Annotated in this window: 14 protein-coding genes and 1 pseudogene; 5 read left to right on the forward strand and 10 right to left on the reverse strand. The window is 66.2% G+C overall.

Features of this window, described 5'->3' with window-relative positions; genetic code table 11:
* Positions 1 to 2 precede the first annotated feature (2 nt).
* Together IM816_RS04415 and IM816_RS04420 are read left to right on the forward strand one after the other, a co-directional pair.
* Positions 3 to 1,703 (forward strand): bifunctional sulfate adenylyltransferase/adenylylsulfate kinase, encoded by a 1,701-nt coding sequence (locus tag IM816_RS04415; protein WP_250339925.1) that lies wholly within the window; start codon positions 3 to 5, stop codon positions 1,701 to 1,703.
* Positions 1,704 to 1,896: 193 nt separating this feature from the next.
* A complete protein-coding gene (locus tag IM816_RS04420; protein ID WP_250339926.1) occupies positions 1,897 to 2,493 on the forward strand; it encodes a hypothetical protein in 597 nt (198 codons plus the stop codon).
* 35 nt (positions 2,494 to 2,528) lie between these two features.
* Here IM816_RS04420 and dnaE read toward each other — a convergent pair whose 3' ends face one another.
* The 8 genes and pseudogenes from dnaE to IM816_RS04460 all read right to left on the reverse strand — a co-directional run bounded on the left by dnaE (position 2,529) and on the right by IM816_RS04460 (position 10,601).
* Positions 2,529 to 6,074, reverse strand: coding sequence for a DNA polymerase III subunit alpha (dnaE, locus tag IM816_RS04425; protein WP_250339927.1), 3,546 nt, complete (start codon positions 6,072 to 6,074; stop codon positions 2,529 to 2,531).
* A 105-nt stretch (positions 6,075 to 6,179) separates the two neighbouring features.
* Positions 6,180 to 6,698 (reverse strand): NUDIX hydrolase, encoded by a 519-nt coding sequence (locus IM816_RS04430; RefSeq protein WP_250339928.1) that lies wholly within the window; start codon positions 6,696 to 6,698, stop codon positions 6,180 to 6,182.
* A gap of 315 nt (positions 6,699 to 7,013) precedes the next feature.
* Positions 7,014 to 7,904, reverse strand: a complete 891-nt coding sequence (locus IM816_RS04435; protein WP_425602611.1) for a 5'-3' exonuclease — start codon at positions 7,902 to 7,904, stop codon at positions 7,014 to 7,016.
* Positions 7,901 to 8,467, reverse strand: a complete 567-nt coding sequence (locus IM816_RS04440; protein ID WP_250339930.1) for a nitroreductase family protein — start codon at positions 8,465 to 8,467, stop codon at positions 7,901 to 7,903. Before IM816_RS04440 ends, IM816_RS04435 begins: the two co-directional genes overlap by 4 nt.
* Positions 8,468 to 8,511: 44 nt before the next feature.
* The gene (locus IM816_RS04445) at positions 8,512 to 9,066 is read right to left on the reverse strand and encodes a DUF3106 domain-containing protein (protein ID WP_250339931.1); all 555 of its coding nucleotides are present in this window, start codon (positions 9,064 to 9,066) and stop codon (positions 8,512 to 8,514) included.
* Between the two features lie 5 nt (positions 9,067 to 9,071).
* Positions 9,072 to 9,443 carry a hypothetical protein gene (locus tag IM816_RS04450; RefSeq protein ID WP_250339932.1) on the reverse strand — a complete coding sequence of 124 codons (372 nt, stop codon included), beginning with the start codon at positions 9,441 to 9,443 and terminating at the stop codon, positions 9,072 to 9,074.
* A pseudogene (locus tag IM816_RS04455) lies at positions 9,440 to 10,063 on the reverse strand (RNA polymerase sigma factor). The gene IM816_RS04450 and the pseudogene IM816_RS04455 overlap by 4 nt, the downstream one beginning before the upstream one ends.
* A gap of 82 nt (positions 10,064 to 10,145) precedes the next feature.
* Positions 10,146 to 10,601, reverse strand: coding sequence for a hypothetical protein (locus tag IM816_RS04460; RefSeq protein WP_250339933.1), 456 nt, complete (start codon positions 10,599 to 10,601; stop codon positions 10,146 to 10,148).
* A 191-nt stretch (positions 10,602 to 10,792) separates the two neighbouring features.
* Between IM816_RS04460 and sufT the strand changes: the two genes are divergently transcribed.
* Complete coding sequence (gene sufT / locus IM816_RS04465; RefSeq protein ID WP_250339934.1) at positions 10,793 to 11,350, forward strand: putative Fe-S cluster assembly protein SufT; 558 nt, start codon at positions 10,793 to 10,795, stop codon at positions 11,348 to 11,350.
* Positions 11,351 to 11,497: 147 nt separating this feature from the next.
* On the opposite strand, the gene IM816_RS04470 is transcribed toward sufT, so the two are convergent.
* Entirely contained in the window at positions 11,498 to 11,962 is a 465-nt protein-coding gene (locus IM816_RS04470) for a DUF4279 domain-containing protein (RefSeq protein WP_250339935.1), read from the reverse strand.
* Between the two features lie 377 nt (positions 11,963 to 12,339).
* On the opposite strand from IM816_RS04470, the gene IM816_RS04475 reads away from it, so the two are divergent.
* Together IM816_RS04475 and IM816_RS04480 are read left to right on the forward strand one after the other, a co-directional pair.
* Positions 12,340 to 14,175 (forward strand): M4 family metallopeptidase, encoded by a 1,836-nt coding sequence (locus IM816_RS04475; RefSeq protein ID WP_250339936.1) that lies wholly within the window; start codon positions 12,340 to 12,342, stop codon positions 14,173 to 14,175.
* Between the two features lie 178 nt (positions 14,176 to 14,353).
* Positions 14,354 to 15,670, forward strand: coding sequence for a S8 family serine peptidase (locus tag IM816_RS04480; protein ID WP_250339937.1), 1,317 nt, complete (start codon positions 14,354 to 14,356; stop codon positions 15,668 to 15,670).
* A gap of 9 nt (positions 15,671 to 15,679) precedes the next feature.
* Here the strand turns inward: IM816_RS04480 and IM816_RS04485 are convergent, their stop codons facing one another.
* Entirely contained in the window at positions 15,680 to 16,165 is a 486-nt protein-coding gene (locus IM816_RS04485) for an asparaginase domain-containing protein (RefSeq protein WP_250340697.1), read from the reverse strand.
* Positions 16,166 to 16,173 lie beyond the last annotated feature (8 nt).

The raw sequence follows: 16,173 nt of genomic DNA on the forward strand, positions 1-16,173 counted from the left end.
CCATGATCGAGCCGCATGGGGGTGTGCTCAAGCATCTGTACCTGCCGGAAGCGGAGGCGCTGGCCGCGCGGCGTGCTTCCGGCGCGCTGCCTAGCCTGCGGCTGGAACATCGGCAGCTCTGCGATCTGGAACTGCTGCTCGACGGCGCGTTCTCGCCGCTCGAAGGGTTCATGGGCCAGGCGGATTACGAGGCGGTCGTCGCTGGCCTCCGCCTGGCGGACGGCACCCTCTGGCCCATGCCGATCGTGCTCGATGTCTCTGCAGACACCGCGGCATCGTTATCGATAGGGCAAGACGTCGTGCTGCGCGACGTCCAGGGCACGGCGCTGGCGCTGCTCACGCTGTCCGACATCTTCCGCCCGGACAAGATGCGGGAAGCGTTGCAGGTTTACGGAACGCGAGATTCCGGGCATCCCGGTGTGGCCGATCTGTTGCGCAGGGGCGAGGTCTGCCTTGGCGGTCGGGTTTGCGGTTTACAGAGGCCCGCCCACCACGATTTCACCGACCTGCGTGCGTCCCCGCGCGAGATGCGTGCGTGGCTCGCCGATCGGGGTTGGGATCGCGTCGTGGCCTTCCAGACACGGAACCCATTGCATCGAGCCCACGTGGAACTCACGCGCCGAGCGATGGATGCGGTCGGTGGCAGACTGCTGTTGCACCCCGTCGTCGGGCGCACGCGGGACGGCGACGTCGATAGGTATACCCGCGTCCGCTGCTACCGCGCCCTGCTGGAGCGTTATCCGGAAGATGCGGTGAAGCTGTCGGTACTGCCGCTGGCCATGCGCATGGCCGGGCCGCGCGAAGCGCTCTGGCACGCCATCATCCGAAAGAACTACGGTGCGAACTTCTTCATCGTCGGGCGCGATCATGCCGGGCCAGGCAAGGATGCCTCGGGACAGGCGTACTACGAGCCATTGGCGGCGCAGGTTTTGGTCCAGGCCCATGCCGACGAGCTGGGTATCGCAGTGCTTCCGTTCGCGCCGATGGTTTACGCGCCAGGGCGGCAGGCGTATGTCTCCTGCGATGAACTTCATCCGGGCGAAGCCGTGAGCGACGTCTCGGGCACCGAGCTGCGCAAACACCTCCGCGAGGGCAGCGCCATCCCTGCATGGTTCACGTATCCGGAAGTGGAAGCCATCCTCAGGCAGCGCTTCCCACGCCCCGAGAACCGAGGGTGCGCCATCTTTTTCACCGGATTTTCCGGCGCAGGGAAGTCGACCATTGCCCAGGCGCTCAAGGCGGCCATCCTTGAAAACACCGGACGGCAGGTCAGCGTGCTCGATGGCGATGAGGTACGAAAGACCTTATCGGCCGGCCTGGGATTTTCGCGCGAGGATCGCTCCGCGAACATTCTCAGGATCGCCTACGTCGCATCGGAAATCGTCCGCCACGGTGGCATCGCTATCTGCGCGCCGATCGCTCCCTACGCCGAGGACCGGGCGGCCGCGCGCGCGCTGGTCGAAGCGCATGGGGATTTCCTCGAAGTGCATGTCAGTACCGCGCTCGACGTGTGCGAGGCGCGCGATACCAAAGGTCTCTACGCGCAGGCGCGGTCGGGTGCGCTCAAGCAATTCACGGGCATCAGCGATCCCTATGAAGTGCCCGCCGCGCCCGACCTTCGCCTGGACGGTGCGGAGCAGACACCGGCGCATCTCGCAGCGCAGATCGTCGCCGTACTTCGCGAGCGCCAATTGATCGCCTAGCTTCGTAGGAAAGATCCTTGCTCGACGTAAGCGCCTCTCCTGGTGTTGGTCTCGCCTGCGTGGGCTGATCGGCCGATACCTCGAAGATGTGTAGGAGGAGGGCTCGCCCCATGTCGGGCGTGCCCTGAAGGCAGCCCGACTACGGTGTAATCCGTCCGCTGGCGCCGCCCCTCCCCAATCCTCAAGGAGCATCATGAATACCTTCTATCCATCCCGCCTCGCGATGAGTGCGGCCGTGGTCTGCGCTTGCCTCTTCGCCGACCAGGCCACGGCCGGCACGATGCCTGCCCCCAGTCTGCCCGCGTGCCATTCGACCATCGAACCAGACGTTACCTGCCGCCTGCCTGTGAAGAACGGCAGTTTCACCGCTCTTACCGGCTGGGAGGCCCTCGGTGACGTCACGCTCGGTAGCGAAGGCGGGGCCTCCTATCTTTCCATGGGTCACGGAAGCTCGATCGAGCAGCCCGTGTACGCCATGTTCTACAAGTGGAGTAGAGCAGCTTATGCGCTTCGCTTCCGTGTCCGCGCCGAATCCGCCGACACCGAAGTCGACGCGGCGCTGTACATGAGCGACGACACTGGACGGTATACCCAGCACATCGGAAGCGTGATGGCCACTGCCTCGGTGGGTAAATGGCGCGTTGTCGAACTGGTCGCGAACGGGAAGCCATTCCCGGCGCCTGCGCACGTGCTCATCAAGATCTCGAATGGCGGGAACGGATCGTCGATCCAAGTAACCGACGTTATGCTCGTCGACATGTTGCAAGAAGGCGCCGTCGACCTGCGTTGACGGAGCGTCGCTGCCCGCGGTGCGGGCGGCGACACTCAATCGGACGGCCGCACGATCCGCAGTTCGGTACCGAGTACGCCGGGCAGCGTGCGTAGCGTACGCACGAGATCAGGCAGGGCGCGAACCCGCCACGCGTCGCCCAGTTCGAAGCTGGCCTGGCCGACGCCATTGCGGTATCCCGCGAGTAGCAATGGTGTGCGTCCACCGCGATAGCCCATTAGCGCCTGACGTAAGTGCTGCGGAAAATCCGCACCCACGCCGTTGAGCTTCACCGTCAGTAACCGGCCGAAGTGTTCCATCGCATCGGACAACGAGTACGCCTTGCGCGCACGCAGTTGATAACCACCGGCGAAATCGTCGATCCGCAGGCCGCCCTCCACGACGATGAGGTTGCCGCGCGTGAGCAACGGCGCCGCTTCCGTGAACACTTCGCGGAAGAAGCTGGTTTCCAGCAGGCCTGTGGCGTCCTCGATCTGCACGAAGGCGTCGCTGTCTCCGCGCTTGCGCATGCCCACGACCATGCCGGCCACGGTCCACGGCGTTTCGGGGCCACGCCGGAAACGGCTTGCGTTGTCGTCATCGTCGCTGCGCCGCGGCTTGGGCGGCTGATAGCGTTGCGGAATCTCACCGATCGGACAGCTCGACAACTGCGCAAGCTCCGCCTTCCAGGGATCGGTCGGATGGCCCGACAGATAGTGGCCGAGTGTGTCGTGCTCGCCCTGCAGCAGTTGTTCCAGCGGCCATTCGGGCACAGAACCCGACAGTTCGATAATGCTGGGGGCCTCGGCCGCACCGAACGCATTGCCGAAGATGTCGACCTGGCCCGACGCGCGATTCTTCGCTTCCTGGTCGGCCGCGCGCATGGCTTCGGGGATGTGCATGAGCAGCGTGGCGCGGTTGACGCCAAGCGCGTCCAGCGCGCCCGATTGCACCAGCGCTTCCATGGTCCGCTTGTTGAGCTTGTTCGAGCCGACACGCTGGCAGAAATCGACCAGGCCGCGGAACGGTCCGCGCGCCTTGCGCTCGGCGACGATCTCTTCGCAGATGCCCTGGCCCACGCCCTTGATGGCGCCGAGGCCGTAGCGCACGACCTTCGGCTCCACCGCCTCGAACATCCACTCGGAGGCGTTCACGTCCGGGGGCAGCACTTTGATGCCGATGGCCCGCGTTTCGTCGAGGAAGGTGACTACCTTCTCGGTGTTGTCCATGTCCGACGAGATCGTCGCGGCCATGAACTCGGCCGGGTAGTGCGCTTTCAGCCATGCGGTCTGGTATGAGACCAGCGCGTACGCGGCGGCGTGCGATTTGTTGAAGCCGTAGCCTGCGAACTTCTCCATGAGGTCGAAGATCGCGTCGGCCTTCTCGCCGTCGATGCCATCCTTCGCGGCACCTTCGCGGAAGGTGGCGCGATGCTTGATCATTTCCTCGGGCTTCTTCTTGCCCATCGCGCGGCGCAGCAGGTCGGCGCCGCCGAGCGTATAGCCGCCGACGATCTGCGCCATCTGCATCACCTGCTCCTGATAGACCATGATGCCGTAGGTCTCTTTCAGGATGGGCTCGACGCGGGGATCGGGATATTCCACCGCCTCCTTGCCGTGCTTGCGCGCGCAGAAACTGGGGATCAGATCCATCGGGCCGGGGCGGTACAGCGCCACGAGCGCGATGATGTCTTCGAAGCGGTCGGCCTGCGCTTCCTTGAGCATGCCTTGCATGCCGCGCGATTCGAGCTGGAAGACGGCGACGGTCTGCGCCTTTTTCAAAAGGTCGTAGACCTTCGGGTCGTCCAGCGGCAACGCTTCGATCACCAGCGGTTCGACGCCTTCCTGCGCGCGTCGCTTGTTGATCGCCTTCACCGCCCAATCGATGATCGTGAGCGTGCGCAGGCCGAGAAAGTCGAACTTCACGAGACCCACGGCCTCGACGTCGTCCTTGTCGTACTGCGTGACGACGCCTTCGCCGCCCGCTTCACAATACAGCGGCGCGAAGTCGGTCAGGGGCGTGGGCGCAATGACCACGCCGCCCGCGTGCTTGCCAGCGTTGCGCGTGAGGCCTTCGAGGCTGAGCGCAAGATCGATGAGCGTGCGCGGTTCTTCCTCGGTCTCGTAGACGTCGCAGAATTCCTTGACGACGCGGTCCGGCTCTTTCTTCGCTTTTTCCGAGCGACCGAGCGCATCGGACAGCGTGAGGTCGAGCGGCCGGTTCGGAATCAGCTTGGCGAGCCGATCCACCTGGCCGTAGCCCATGCCGAGCACGCGGCCTGAGTCGCGCAATACGGCCTTCGCCGCCATCGAACCGTAGGTGATGATCTGGCTGACGTGATCGCGGCCGTATTTGCGCGCGACGTAGTCGATGACCTCGTCGCGGCGATCCATGCAGAAGTCGATGTCGAAGTCGGGCATCGACACGCGTTCGGGATTCAGGAATCGCTCGAACAGCAGCTCGAACTGGAGTGGATCGAGGTCGGTGATCTTCAGCACCCAGGCCACCAGCGAGCCGGCGCCCGAACCGCGACCGGGGCCTACCGGAATGCCGTTCTGCTTACCCCAGTTGATGAAGTCCGCCACGATCAGGAAGTAGCCGGGAAAGCCCATCCGGATGATGACGTCCACCTCGCGATCGAGGCGTGCCTGATAGTCGGCCAGTGTCTTGCCCGGGGCGAGCGGATGCTCGCGCAGGCGTTCCTCGAGACCCTTCTGCGCCTGCTCCCGAATGAACGTGTCGAGCGTGTGGCCTTCGGGCACCGGAAAGTTCGGCAGGTAATAAGTGCCGAAGGTGAGTTCCAGGTTGCAACGCTTGGCGAGTTCGACCGTGTTTTCCAGTGCCTCCGGAATGTCGGCGAACAGCGCCTCCATGTCCTCGGGCGACTTGAAATACTGCTCTTCGCTGTAATCGCGCGGCCGCTTTGGGTCGGCCAGCACACGGCCCTGGTTGATGCACGTGCGCGCTTCGTGTGCCTCGAAACCCTCGCGTTCGAGGAAGCGAACGTCGTTGCTGGCAATGACCGGCAACGCGTGTTCGCCAGCGAGCGCCATGGCGGCGCGCACCCAATGTTCTTCGTTCTCCCGGCCCGTGCGGGTGAGTTCCAGGTACAGGCGATCAGGGAACAGTCGGCGCAGCGGTTCGAGGCGCAGACGGGCCGCGGGCAGGCCGGCGCCGAGCGCCGCTCGCGCCACTTCGCTTTCGCGGCCGGCGATGGCGATGAGCCCGCGCACGCTTTCGGCGTTCATCCAGGCGGCATCCACCAGCGCCCGGCCGGTGCCCTGGCCCTCGCGCCACGCGCGGGACACCAGACGCGACAGGTTGAGGTAGCCGTCGCGGTCCTGGCAGAGCAGGGTGAGCCGCCAGGGGCGTGGATCGTCGGGGCTGGATACCCAGATGTCGCAGCCGGCGATGGGCTTGATGCCCGCCGCCGTGCACTGCTTGTAGAACTTCACCAGCCCGAACAGGTTGCTCTCGTCGGTCAAGGCGACCGCGGGTATGCCCGCCCGCACGCAGGCGCCGACCAGCTGCTTGATGCGGATGGTCGAGTCGACCAGCGAATACTCGCTGTGCAGGTGGAGGTGGGCGAAACGGACGGACATGGGCGACGCCGGGTAAGGCAGGGGGAAGGCTACCCGCCGACGGCGCGCAGAACAAGAATTGACATGCGGATTGGCGTCGCACCGGGCGTGCGGCGCGGCGGGCGCTCAGCGCATGTGTGCGGTCGGGTGTTCGATGAACCAGAGCCCGGCGAACAGTTTCGCGTCGATCGAGAAACCCTCCTTCGCCCGCTCGAACAGCCACTGTCCGGCCTCGGCGCGGGGGACCTCGTGCACGATGATGTTCTCCGTGTCGTCGCCGCCGCCTTCGCCGATTTTTGTGAGATCCCAGGCGCGGGCGAAGGCGATCATCTCGGTGCTCATGCCGGCCGAGGACGGGCCCTCATGCACGAATTCCATGCGCCCGCAGGTATAGCCGGTTTCTTCTTCGAGTTCGCGTTTCGCCGCCAGCAGCACGTCTTCGTCCTCGGCACCGCTGATGTCGCCGACGAGGCCGGCAGGCATCTCGATGGTGTTGGCGAGAATCGACACGCGGTACTGCTCGACGAAGACGATCTTGTCTTCAGGCGTCACCGCCAGAATGATGACCGCGCCGCGCGGGTTGGTGCGCACGGCGTACTCCCAGCGCCCCCGTTTCTTGAGGGCCAGCCACTTGCCGGTGAACATCGTTTCTTCCGGCGCCGAGGCGTCATCGGGAATGGGCGAGGCGTGCGGCAGCGGGCTGTTCAGCATGGGCGGCTCCTGGACGGGACGGCAGAGTATCCGGCCAAGGGTATCGCGCCTGTGTGACGCGGGAGCCACTCTATTGGCGAAAAAGCCAAAAGCACTGGTGGGAGCCACCCTGGTGGCGAAAAGCCAACGAAGCGGTGTAGCGGCAAGGCATGCTCCCATCGCCAGCAGGCTGGCTCCCACCGGCGAGCCCCTACCGGCAGGTACCTGTCGCCGCTATAGCTGCTCCCACAGGGCTCCCACCGTTTGCGGTCAGAGCAGCGCGCGTAGCCGTGTGCGGGTGAGTGGCCCGAAGCGGATGCGCTCGCACAGGTCGTCCACGGCGCTTGCGTCGCCGGCTCGCCGTGTGAGGGCGTCGGCCGTCTCGGCCACGGCGATGTCGAGCGCGATGCGGGTCAGTCGGCGGCACAGCAGGGCTTGCTCGGCATGCTCGCGCAGGCGCACGGCACAGGCCGCTGCTCCGCGGAAGCGCAGGTACGGCACCTCGTCCACGCGATCCAGAATGGCGTCGAGGCTGCCAAAGTGGGCGAGCAACGCGGCGGCGGTTTTCGCACCGATGCCGGGTACGCCCGGAATGTTGTCCACGGCGTCGCCGCACAGCGCGAGATAGTCGGCGACCTGGTGCGGATGCACGCCCATCCGCTCGAACACGCCTGCCGCGCCCCAGCGCACGTTCTTGGCGAAATCCCATTGTTCGTCGCGCTCGCCGAGCAACTGGCCGAAGTCCTTGTCCGCCGAAACGATCACGCCGCGGAACCCATGCGAACGCAGACCCCACAAGGCGCTGCCGATGAGATCGTCGGCTTCGTACTGGTGGTCGTTGAGCACGGTCAGACCAAGGGCCGCGGCGATCTCACGGCACAGCGCGAACTGGCGCACGAGTTGCGGTGGCGGCAGCTCGCGGTTGGCCTTGTAAGCGGGATAGATCGCATTGCGAAACGACGTAGTGAGCGACGCGTCGAACGCCACGGCCATGTGCTCCGCGCGGCTGCGTTCCAGCAGTTCGCAGAGAAATCGTGTGAAACCGTGGACGGCGTTGACCGATTCGCCTTCGTGGTCGTGGAATTCGTCCGGCATCGAGTGCCAGGCGCGAAAGACGTAGAGGCTGCCGTCGACCAGGTGAACGAGCGAGTCGTCGCTCACGGCGTCCACACGCTCACGATCTCGTCGTAGGACGGGCGGTCGCGTTCGGGGGCCTCTATCGACGGCGTGCCGATGTGGATGAAGCCGATGACGTGCTCGCTCTTCTTCATGCCGAGCAGCTTGGCGACCTCGCGGTCGTACGCGGCCCAGCCGGTCAGCCACTGCGCGCCGAAACCGAGCGCCTGAGCGCCGAGCAGCAGGTTGTAGGCCACGCAGCCGGCAGTGAGATCCTGTTCCAGTGCCGGCACCTTGCTGTCGCCGTCGATCTTCGCCGAGACCACGAGAACGAGCGGCGCGTGTTCGTAGCGCTGGCGTTCCTTCTCGCGTTTGGCATCGGACAGTCCGGGGTCGTTTTCTTCGGCACGCTGCGCGAGCGCACGCCCAAAGGCGCGCTTGGCCTCACCACGCAGCACGCGGATGCGGAACGGTGTGAGCTTGCCGTGGTCTGGCACGCGCAGCGCCGCTTCGAGCAGACGACGCAAGGTGGCGTCATCGGGCGCCGGCTCGCCGAGTTGGCGTGAGGGCACGGAACGGCGAGCGTTGAGAAAGGCGAGATCGGTCATCGCGCCAGTTTACCGGACCGGCCTCCCGGCTCCCACCCGAAGACCTAGGGGTGGTCCGGCGGCGGCGGGCGATCATCCGGGGGCGGCGGCAGCGCGTCCTTGGGGCCGAGCTGGTCCACGGCAGCACGGCGCTGTTCGGGCGACTGGTTTTCCCAGCGTTCCTTCAGCGCCTGGCGCTGCGCGGGCGGCAGGTTGCGGAAGCGTTCGAACGCATCGTGCAGCTTCGCTCGCTCTTCGGGCGAGAGATCCTGGAATTTCTGCCGGTTCCGGCGCGCTTCCGCGCGTTCTTCGGGCGTCATGTGCTGCCAGCGTTCGATGCGCTCGCGGATTTCGGCGCGGCGTTCGGGCGGCAGGCCGCGCCAGCGCTGTGCCTTGTCGAGCATCTTCGACTGGCGCTGCGGCGGGAAGGTATCCCAGTCCTGCGCGAGAGGGGCGAGGATGTCCTTCTCGTCCGGCGACAAGGCGCTCCATGGCCGCGGCGGCGGCAGCGGGCCCTGCTCGCCCGGCGGCGGAGGCGGTGGCGGGCGGTCCTGCGCCATGGCGGCCAAAGGCGCCGCGGCGAGGACCAGCAGGGCGAGAACGAGCGGTACGCGACGCATGGCGATCACTTGCGGGACGAGTTGGGGGTGTCGGCGTACGCCAGCCAGCTATAGAACTGGAGGTCCTTGTAGAGCGCCGGATCGGCGCTGTCGGCGTCGGGCGGCAGGTCGTTCGGGTCGGCGTCGGCCATCTGGGTGACTGCCGGCGGCGCGCTGGGCGCCACGCCGGGCCGCCATGCCATCAACGCGGCCAGGGCCAGCACTGCGAAGGCGCCGGTCGGCAGCAGCAGCCGATGCGTGGCCGAGGTCTGCGGCTTCGCCAGGGCAGTACGCCGCGCCGCGCGCAGGCGCCCGGCGATGGCCGGGTCGACGTCCCGGCTGGCGCGCAGGTAGAGATCCCTGGCGCGACGTTCGAATTCCTGATCGTGCTGGCTCATCGCCATGCCTCCAGTTGACCGCGCAGCGCATGCATCGCGCGCGAAAGATGGGTTTTCACACTGCCGTCCGAACAGCCCATGGCTGCGGCCGTTTCCGCCACGTCCAGGCCTTCCATGATGCGCAGGATGAAGGCCTCGCGCTGGCGCGTGGGCAGGTTGCGCAGGGCCGCGACGATGTCTGCGTAGGCCTGCGAATCCTGCAACCGCGCCGAGGGGTCGGGGGCGTCGTCGGCAGGCTCCCAGCTCGGCAACTCGTCGCCGTCGTCGTCCTAGCCGCCGCCCAGCCAGCCCACCACGATCGAGCGCACCTTGCGGCGGCGCTGAAGATCGACGATGCGCCGACGCAGGATGCCCCAGAACAGCGGCGTCCATTCGCCATTGGGCTTGTCGCCGTAGTGGCGAACGAGTCGCAACATCGCGTCCTGCACCGCGTCCAGGGCGTCCTCCCGGTTACCCAGGTGAATTTCCGCCATGCGCCAGGCGCGCCGCTCGATGCCGGCGAGAAAGGCGTCCATGTTCGCCGGTACCTCGCGAACGTCCTCCAGCGACGTGCCGGCGAGCGCGAGCGCAGCGTTCACGGTGCTCTCCGCGGCGTCGGTGTTGGCATCCTCGTGCTCCATACGGCGTTGGTACGCTCCGATAAACGCGGTCGGCGACCGCCGGTTGACTGCCTGTTGGGCGCCATCTTCCGGGGGCAGGGATTTACGGCTTCTGAAGTCCGTCGGGACGCCGCACGGCGAGGGGCCAGGCCACCGCGGCGGCCAGTGCCGCGCCCACGGCCGCCAGGACGAAGTCTGCCGGGCCTTGGGACAGCCGCGCCAGCTCGAGCAGCATGGCCGGGCCCGCGTTGCCCAGCGCTCGCGCCAGGCCCATGCCCATCATGCCGGCGATCGTTGCCCCAGACGCCAGACAGGCGGCGTAGATGGCGGCGATCAGTGTCGATCCGGCGGCCAGCAGCGCGCCGATCCAGCCTTCGAAGCGAAGCCAGCGACGTACCACGGTGCCGAGTATCCATCCGGCGGGCAGCACCATGGCGGGCAGGGGGCGCGAGAACATCATCGTGGGCACCATCCAGACGGCGCCCACGGCGAAGCCGAACATCACGGCGCAGAACACGCCGAAGAGGAAGCCAGGAAGGCGGAAAGGCTCAGCCGGCACGGGTTGGGTCCAGGTCGCGCATGGGAGGGGCCAGAGGGCAAAGCGGCCATGATAGCGGGCGTACCGGCCGCCCGCTCTTGAGCGGGACGGGCGCTGCCCCGACGTAGGACTCCGTGGATGCTTACCGCGCGCGACGGGCGGGAGCATAATCGGCGACTTTGCGGCCGCGCTGCGGCCTTCACAGGACAGTAATGAGCGGTTTCAGCCTCAGCAGCGAACCCTTTACCCTCGAGCGCGACTGCCAGGCGGTCATGGTGCCGCAGGGCGAGACGGTGACGCTTCCGGCCGGCCAGGTCGGCTACATCACCCAGGCCCTCGGCGGCAGCTTCACCGTCTACGTGGAGGGCAACCTGTTCCGTATCGCCGGCAACGACGCCGACGCGCTGGGCAAGGAGCCACCGAAGCCGATCGAACTCTCCGACGACGCCTCCGACGAGGACGTCGAGAAGCTGGTGTGGCAGCAACTGCGCACCTGTTTCGACCCCGAGATTCCCATCAACGTCGTGGAACTGGGCCTCGTCTACGACGTGAGCCTGGAAACCGGCGACGAGGGCGGCCGCAAGGTCTACGTCAAGATGACCCTTACCGCCCCAGGTTGCGGCATGGGCGACATCCTCGTCGACGACGTGCGTACGAAGCTCGAAATCATTCCCACCGTGATGGAAGCCGACGTCGACCTCGTCTTCGATCCGCCGTGGAACCATTCGATGATGTCGGACGCGGCGAAGCTAGAGACGGGGATGCTCTGAACCGCCGCGCGTCCCGATGGCAGATCCAAACTAGATGGCAGATCCGAACTAGCGTACGGCGAGCGTGAGCTACCGACGTCAGCATGCATGGTATCTCCGACGCATCGGCGCGCTCGTCGCAGGTCACCGACGTAAAGAGCCCGCGATTCACGCGTCCTCTTCGCTCTGATCCACCGCCATCGGCACCACACCCGCATCGAGCGACGCACCATAGCTGGCGATCGTCTTGACGTTGGCTGGAGAGAGATATCCGGCGGGGACGCGGTTTTCGTACATGCGCGTTTCGAGAGCGAAGTGCGCATCGAGGTCGAGGGCCTTCGTTACGGCAAGGATCTCGTCGCGGTGCGGCGCGAGGGCTCGCAGCAGCAGGGTCAGGGCATCGTCCAGCATGTACGTGCGCTGCCACGGCAGCTCGAAGCACCATCCGTTGGTTCGCCGCTGCAGGTCGGAGCGAGCGATGTGCTCGCCCTTCTGCCACGTGGTTGCGCCGGCCAGCCCTATCTCGCCCACGAGATGGTCCAGCGTCTGCCGTTCCGAGGTCAGGCGGAAAGCCGCGCGTACCGAAGGGGTGAGGTGACGGAGGTCCGACTCGATATCGGCAGCTTCGCGCATCGGGAATCCCTTTCGCAGGTTCATGAGGTCTTGGCGTGCGTAGCATCGCGTTTTTTCAAGGCTCAGGGATAGCCTGATCAGGGCCCCTAGGGAAATCCCTAGGTAGTCGACCGCGAAAACTTGCGCTAGGTTGACCATGACCTTCGGCAGGGAGACCGGTGGTCGGTTCCGTGGACGCCGCCCACGCATACGACGGCGCCTTTCAAACGAAGTCCATGCCGCTTTCCGAGGGACCAGGAGGAGGGGGCGACAGGCGGACGGGCACGGGGCTGCTGGACAACACGGGCATCGCGCTACGGCGCGAATTCATATCGTTCGGAATGTGGTCCCCACGGCCGCAATGGCTTCGTGCGGCCCATTCCCGGAGGAGGAACGTAATGGCAAGTCATGTTCGCTTGAAACTCCTGGCCGCTTCGCTGGCCATCGCTGCGTCATCCGTCGCCATGGCCGGCACCGAACAGGCTCTGCGTGCGCAGAACCTTGGCGCGGTACCCGCCAGCCAATTGGCAACGAAGCTCGGGCTTTCTGCCGATAACGCCTTCGTCGCCAAGAACGCGTTGCCGACCGTGAAAGGCACGCAGACCGTGCGCATGCAACAGACCTTCAAGGGCGTGCCGGTTTACGGCCGCAGCATCGCGGTCGAACAGGATGCGCAGGGCAACGCACTGGTCGCCAATGGCGTCGTCACCTCCGACCTGCAGGTCGATCTCGCTTCGGTCACACCGCGCATCGACCAGGCCGCCGCCGTCGCCGCGCTGTCGCGCCAGTCTCGTACGTTGAGCGCCACGGGCGCCAAGCCGGAGAACGTCAAGGCCGACCTGTACGTCTATCCCGTGGATGGCGCACCGGCCCGCCTGGTGTATCTCACCTCGTTCTTCGTCGGCGGCGATCATCCGACCCGTCCCACCGCGATCGTCGATGCCAACACCGGACAGATCATCGAACAGTGGGAAGGCCTCACCAACGCCGACGCGACCGGTCCGGGTGGCAACCAGAAGACCGGCCAGTACACGTGGGGCGCGGGCGGCAAGCCGGCGCTGCTCGTGACGCAGTCGGGCAACACCTGTACCGCGCAGAACCAGTACGTGAAGTCGTACAACATGAACAAGGCGACCTCCGGCAGCGGCACGCTGTGGAGCTTCACCTGCTTCAACTCCAGCGGTGACGCCATCAACGGCGCCTACGGCCCGATCAACGACGCTCACCATTTCGGTGGTGTGGTGCATGACATGTACACCGCGTACACCGGCGCGGCGCCGCTGAATCAGGTGCTGATCATGAAGGTGCACTACGGCAACAGCTACGAGAACGCCTTCTGGGACGGTAGCTCGATGACCTTCGGCGATGGCGCCAGCACGTTCTATCCGCTGGTGGCGCTCGACGTGACGTCGCACGAAATCAGCCACGGCTACACGGAACAGCACTCGAACCTCGCCTATAGCGGGCAGTCCGGCGGCATGAACGAAGCCTATTCGGATATCGCGGGCGAAGCGGCGGAATACTTCGACCGTGGCACCAACGACTTCCTGGTCGGTGCCGACATCGTCAAGACCAGCGCGGGTATCGGCAACGCCCTGCGCTACATGTGCAATCCGACCCAGGACGGCGGCTCCATCGACAACGCCGCCAATTACTACAACGGTCTGGACGTGCATTACTCCTCGGGCGTGTACAACAAGGCGTTCTGCCTGCTCGCCAAGACCTCCGGTTGGGATACGGTCAAGGCGTTCAAGGTGTTCGCCCGCGCCAATGCGCTGTACTGGACGGCCAGCTCCACGTTCAACAGCGGTGCATGCGGAGTGGCAAGCGCAGCCACGGATCTCGGGTATTCCGCGACGGATGTCGCCGCGGCGTTCACCGGCGTGGGCGTGAGCTGCTCGGGTGGTGGCGGTGGCGGCACCACGCAGTTGCAGAATGGCGTGGCCAAGACCGGTCTCGCTGGCAGTTCGGGCACCGAGTTGAACTACACCGTGGTGATTGCGGCCGGTGCGACGAACCTGACCATCGCGACCAGCGGCGGCACCGGCGATGCCGACCTCTACGTGAAGTTCGGTTCGGCTCCGACGACGTCCAGCTACAACTGCCGTCCGTACAAGACCGGCAACAACGAGTCGTGCACGTTCGCGGCTCCGCAGGCCGGCACGTACTACGTGAAGGTGCGCGGCTACAGCAGCTTCTCGGGCGTGTCGCTGAAGGCGACCTGGACCCCGTAAGGCGCTATCTGCATAACGCGTGAGCAAGCGAGGCCCGGGCGGTAACGCCCGGGCCTTTTCGTGGGTGCGGCACGGACGATGCGCACCCGTCGAGGCGGGCGCTGCCGCGTAGGCGCGCTCGATGCGGCGTCCTACCGTCAACGTCCCGCGGCTTGCCGCATCGTCGAAGGAACGCCCCATGCGCCTTATCCCCGCTGCGTTGCTTGCATCGCTTGCCGCGCCCGTCGCGGTTGCCGAGTCCTCCCGGTACATCGTTCATTTCGCCGACAATGTGATGGCGACTGCCGTACAGCAGTCGCTGCGCGCTGCGGTCCAGCCGCAGGCTGACGCGCATGCGCCACGTCATGTGCGGACGCTCGCCACGGGCGGCGAACTCTTCCAGCTCACGCCCGAGGATGCGTCGGCGCTCGCGGCCACGCCGGGCGTGGTCGCCGTCGAGGAAGATCTGGTTCTGCAGCCGACGGCGGGACCCGATCCGCTGTGGCGGCGCCAGTGGTACATGCACGATCCCAAGGTGGGCGTCGATGCGGAAGTGGCATGGCGTTATACGCGTGGCGCCGGGGCGGTGGTCGCGGTGCTCGATACCGGCATCACGCCTCATCCGGAGTTCGATGGGCAGCTTCTGCCGGGATACGATTTCGTGAGCGATCCGGAGGCCGCGCGCGACGGCGATGGCCGCGATCCCGATCCCAACGACGAAGGCGACTGGGCCGACCCGGGCGAATGTCTGCGTCCGCGACTCAAATCGACCTGGCATGGTTCCCACGTGGCCGGCATCGTCGCCGCACGCGCCGGCAATCGGCCAGGCATCGTCGGCCTCGCACCGGAGGCGAAGGTGATTCCCGTGCGCGTGCTCGCCCGCTGCGGCGGGCAGCTGTCCGATGTGGCCGACGCCATCGTCTGGGCCAGTGGCGGTGACGTGCCGGGCGTGCCGACGCTGGCCCGGCGGGCGGATGTCATCAACCTCAGCCTGGGTACCATCGGCGCATGCGGCTGGAGCATGCAGGTGGCCATCGAGAAGGCCATGGCGCGCGGCACCGTGGTGGTGGTGGCGGCGGGCAACGACGAATCCAGCGCCTCCTTGCACGTGCCGGGAAATTGCCCGGGCGTGATCACGGTGGCCGCGCTGGCGCGGGACGGCTCCATGGCCTGGTACTCGAACTACGGCGCGCAGGTGACGTTGTCGGCACCGGGAGGCTCACTGCGCGAGCGCGGTTCCGACGACATTCTTTCGACGCTGTATCTGGGCAAGCGGAGCCGGGAAACCCCGGCCTTCGGCTACTACGCCGGTACGTCCATGGCGGCGCCACAGGTATCGGCACTCGTGGCGCTGATGCGTTCCGCCGATCCGGCGATCAGCGTGGATGCCGTGAGGCAGCAATTGGTGGACAACGCCCGGCCACTGCCTGGCCCTTGCCCGAAGGGATGCGGTGCGGGCCTCATGGACGCGGGTGCGACCGTCGACGCGGTGGTCGAGGATCGCGTCAGCCGCTGAGGCCGGGGTTCAGACGGCCTCGAACCGATTCGCGTCACGGTTCTTGCGAACCGCGTCGGGATGCCAGACGAGGCCGTTCATCGCGATGTACACGCCGTCGAGCAGGGTCTGCACCGCGCCGACGGCGCAACCGATGTTGAACACGGCATCCGAGCCCTGGAAGCGCGCCGGATTCAGCGCGCCAGTCAACACGATGACCTTGCCGGGAATGCCCGCGAGCACGCGGGCTGTTTCCACCATGGTGTCCGTGCCGTGGGTGACCAGCACGTGGCGATGGGGCTGGGCTTCGATGGTGCTGCGGATCAGTGCCCGATCCTCATCGGTCACGTGCAGGCTGTCCTTGCGCAGGATGGGAATCACGTCGAAGCGAAACGCGACGCCCAGTTGCTGAAGGATGTCGCCGATCTGCGGGGAGCCGATCTGGTAGTCCGACTTGTCGTCGAAATACACCTTGTCGATGGTGCCGCCGGTGGTGACGATGGTGAGTTGCTGCATGGACTGGC

This window comes from Luteibacter flocculans (assembly GCF_023612255.1).
Taxonomy (GTDB): Bacteria; Pseudomonadota; Gammaproteobacteria; order Xanthomonadales; family Rhodanobacteraceae; genus Luteibacter; species Luteibacter flocculans.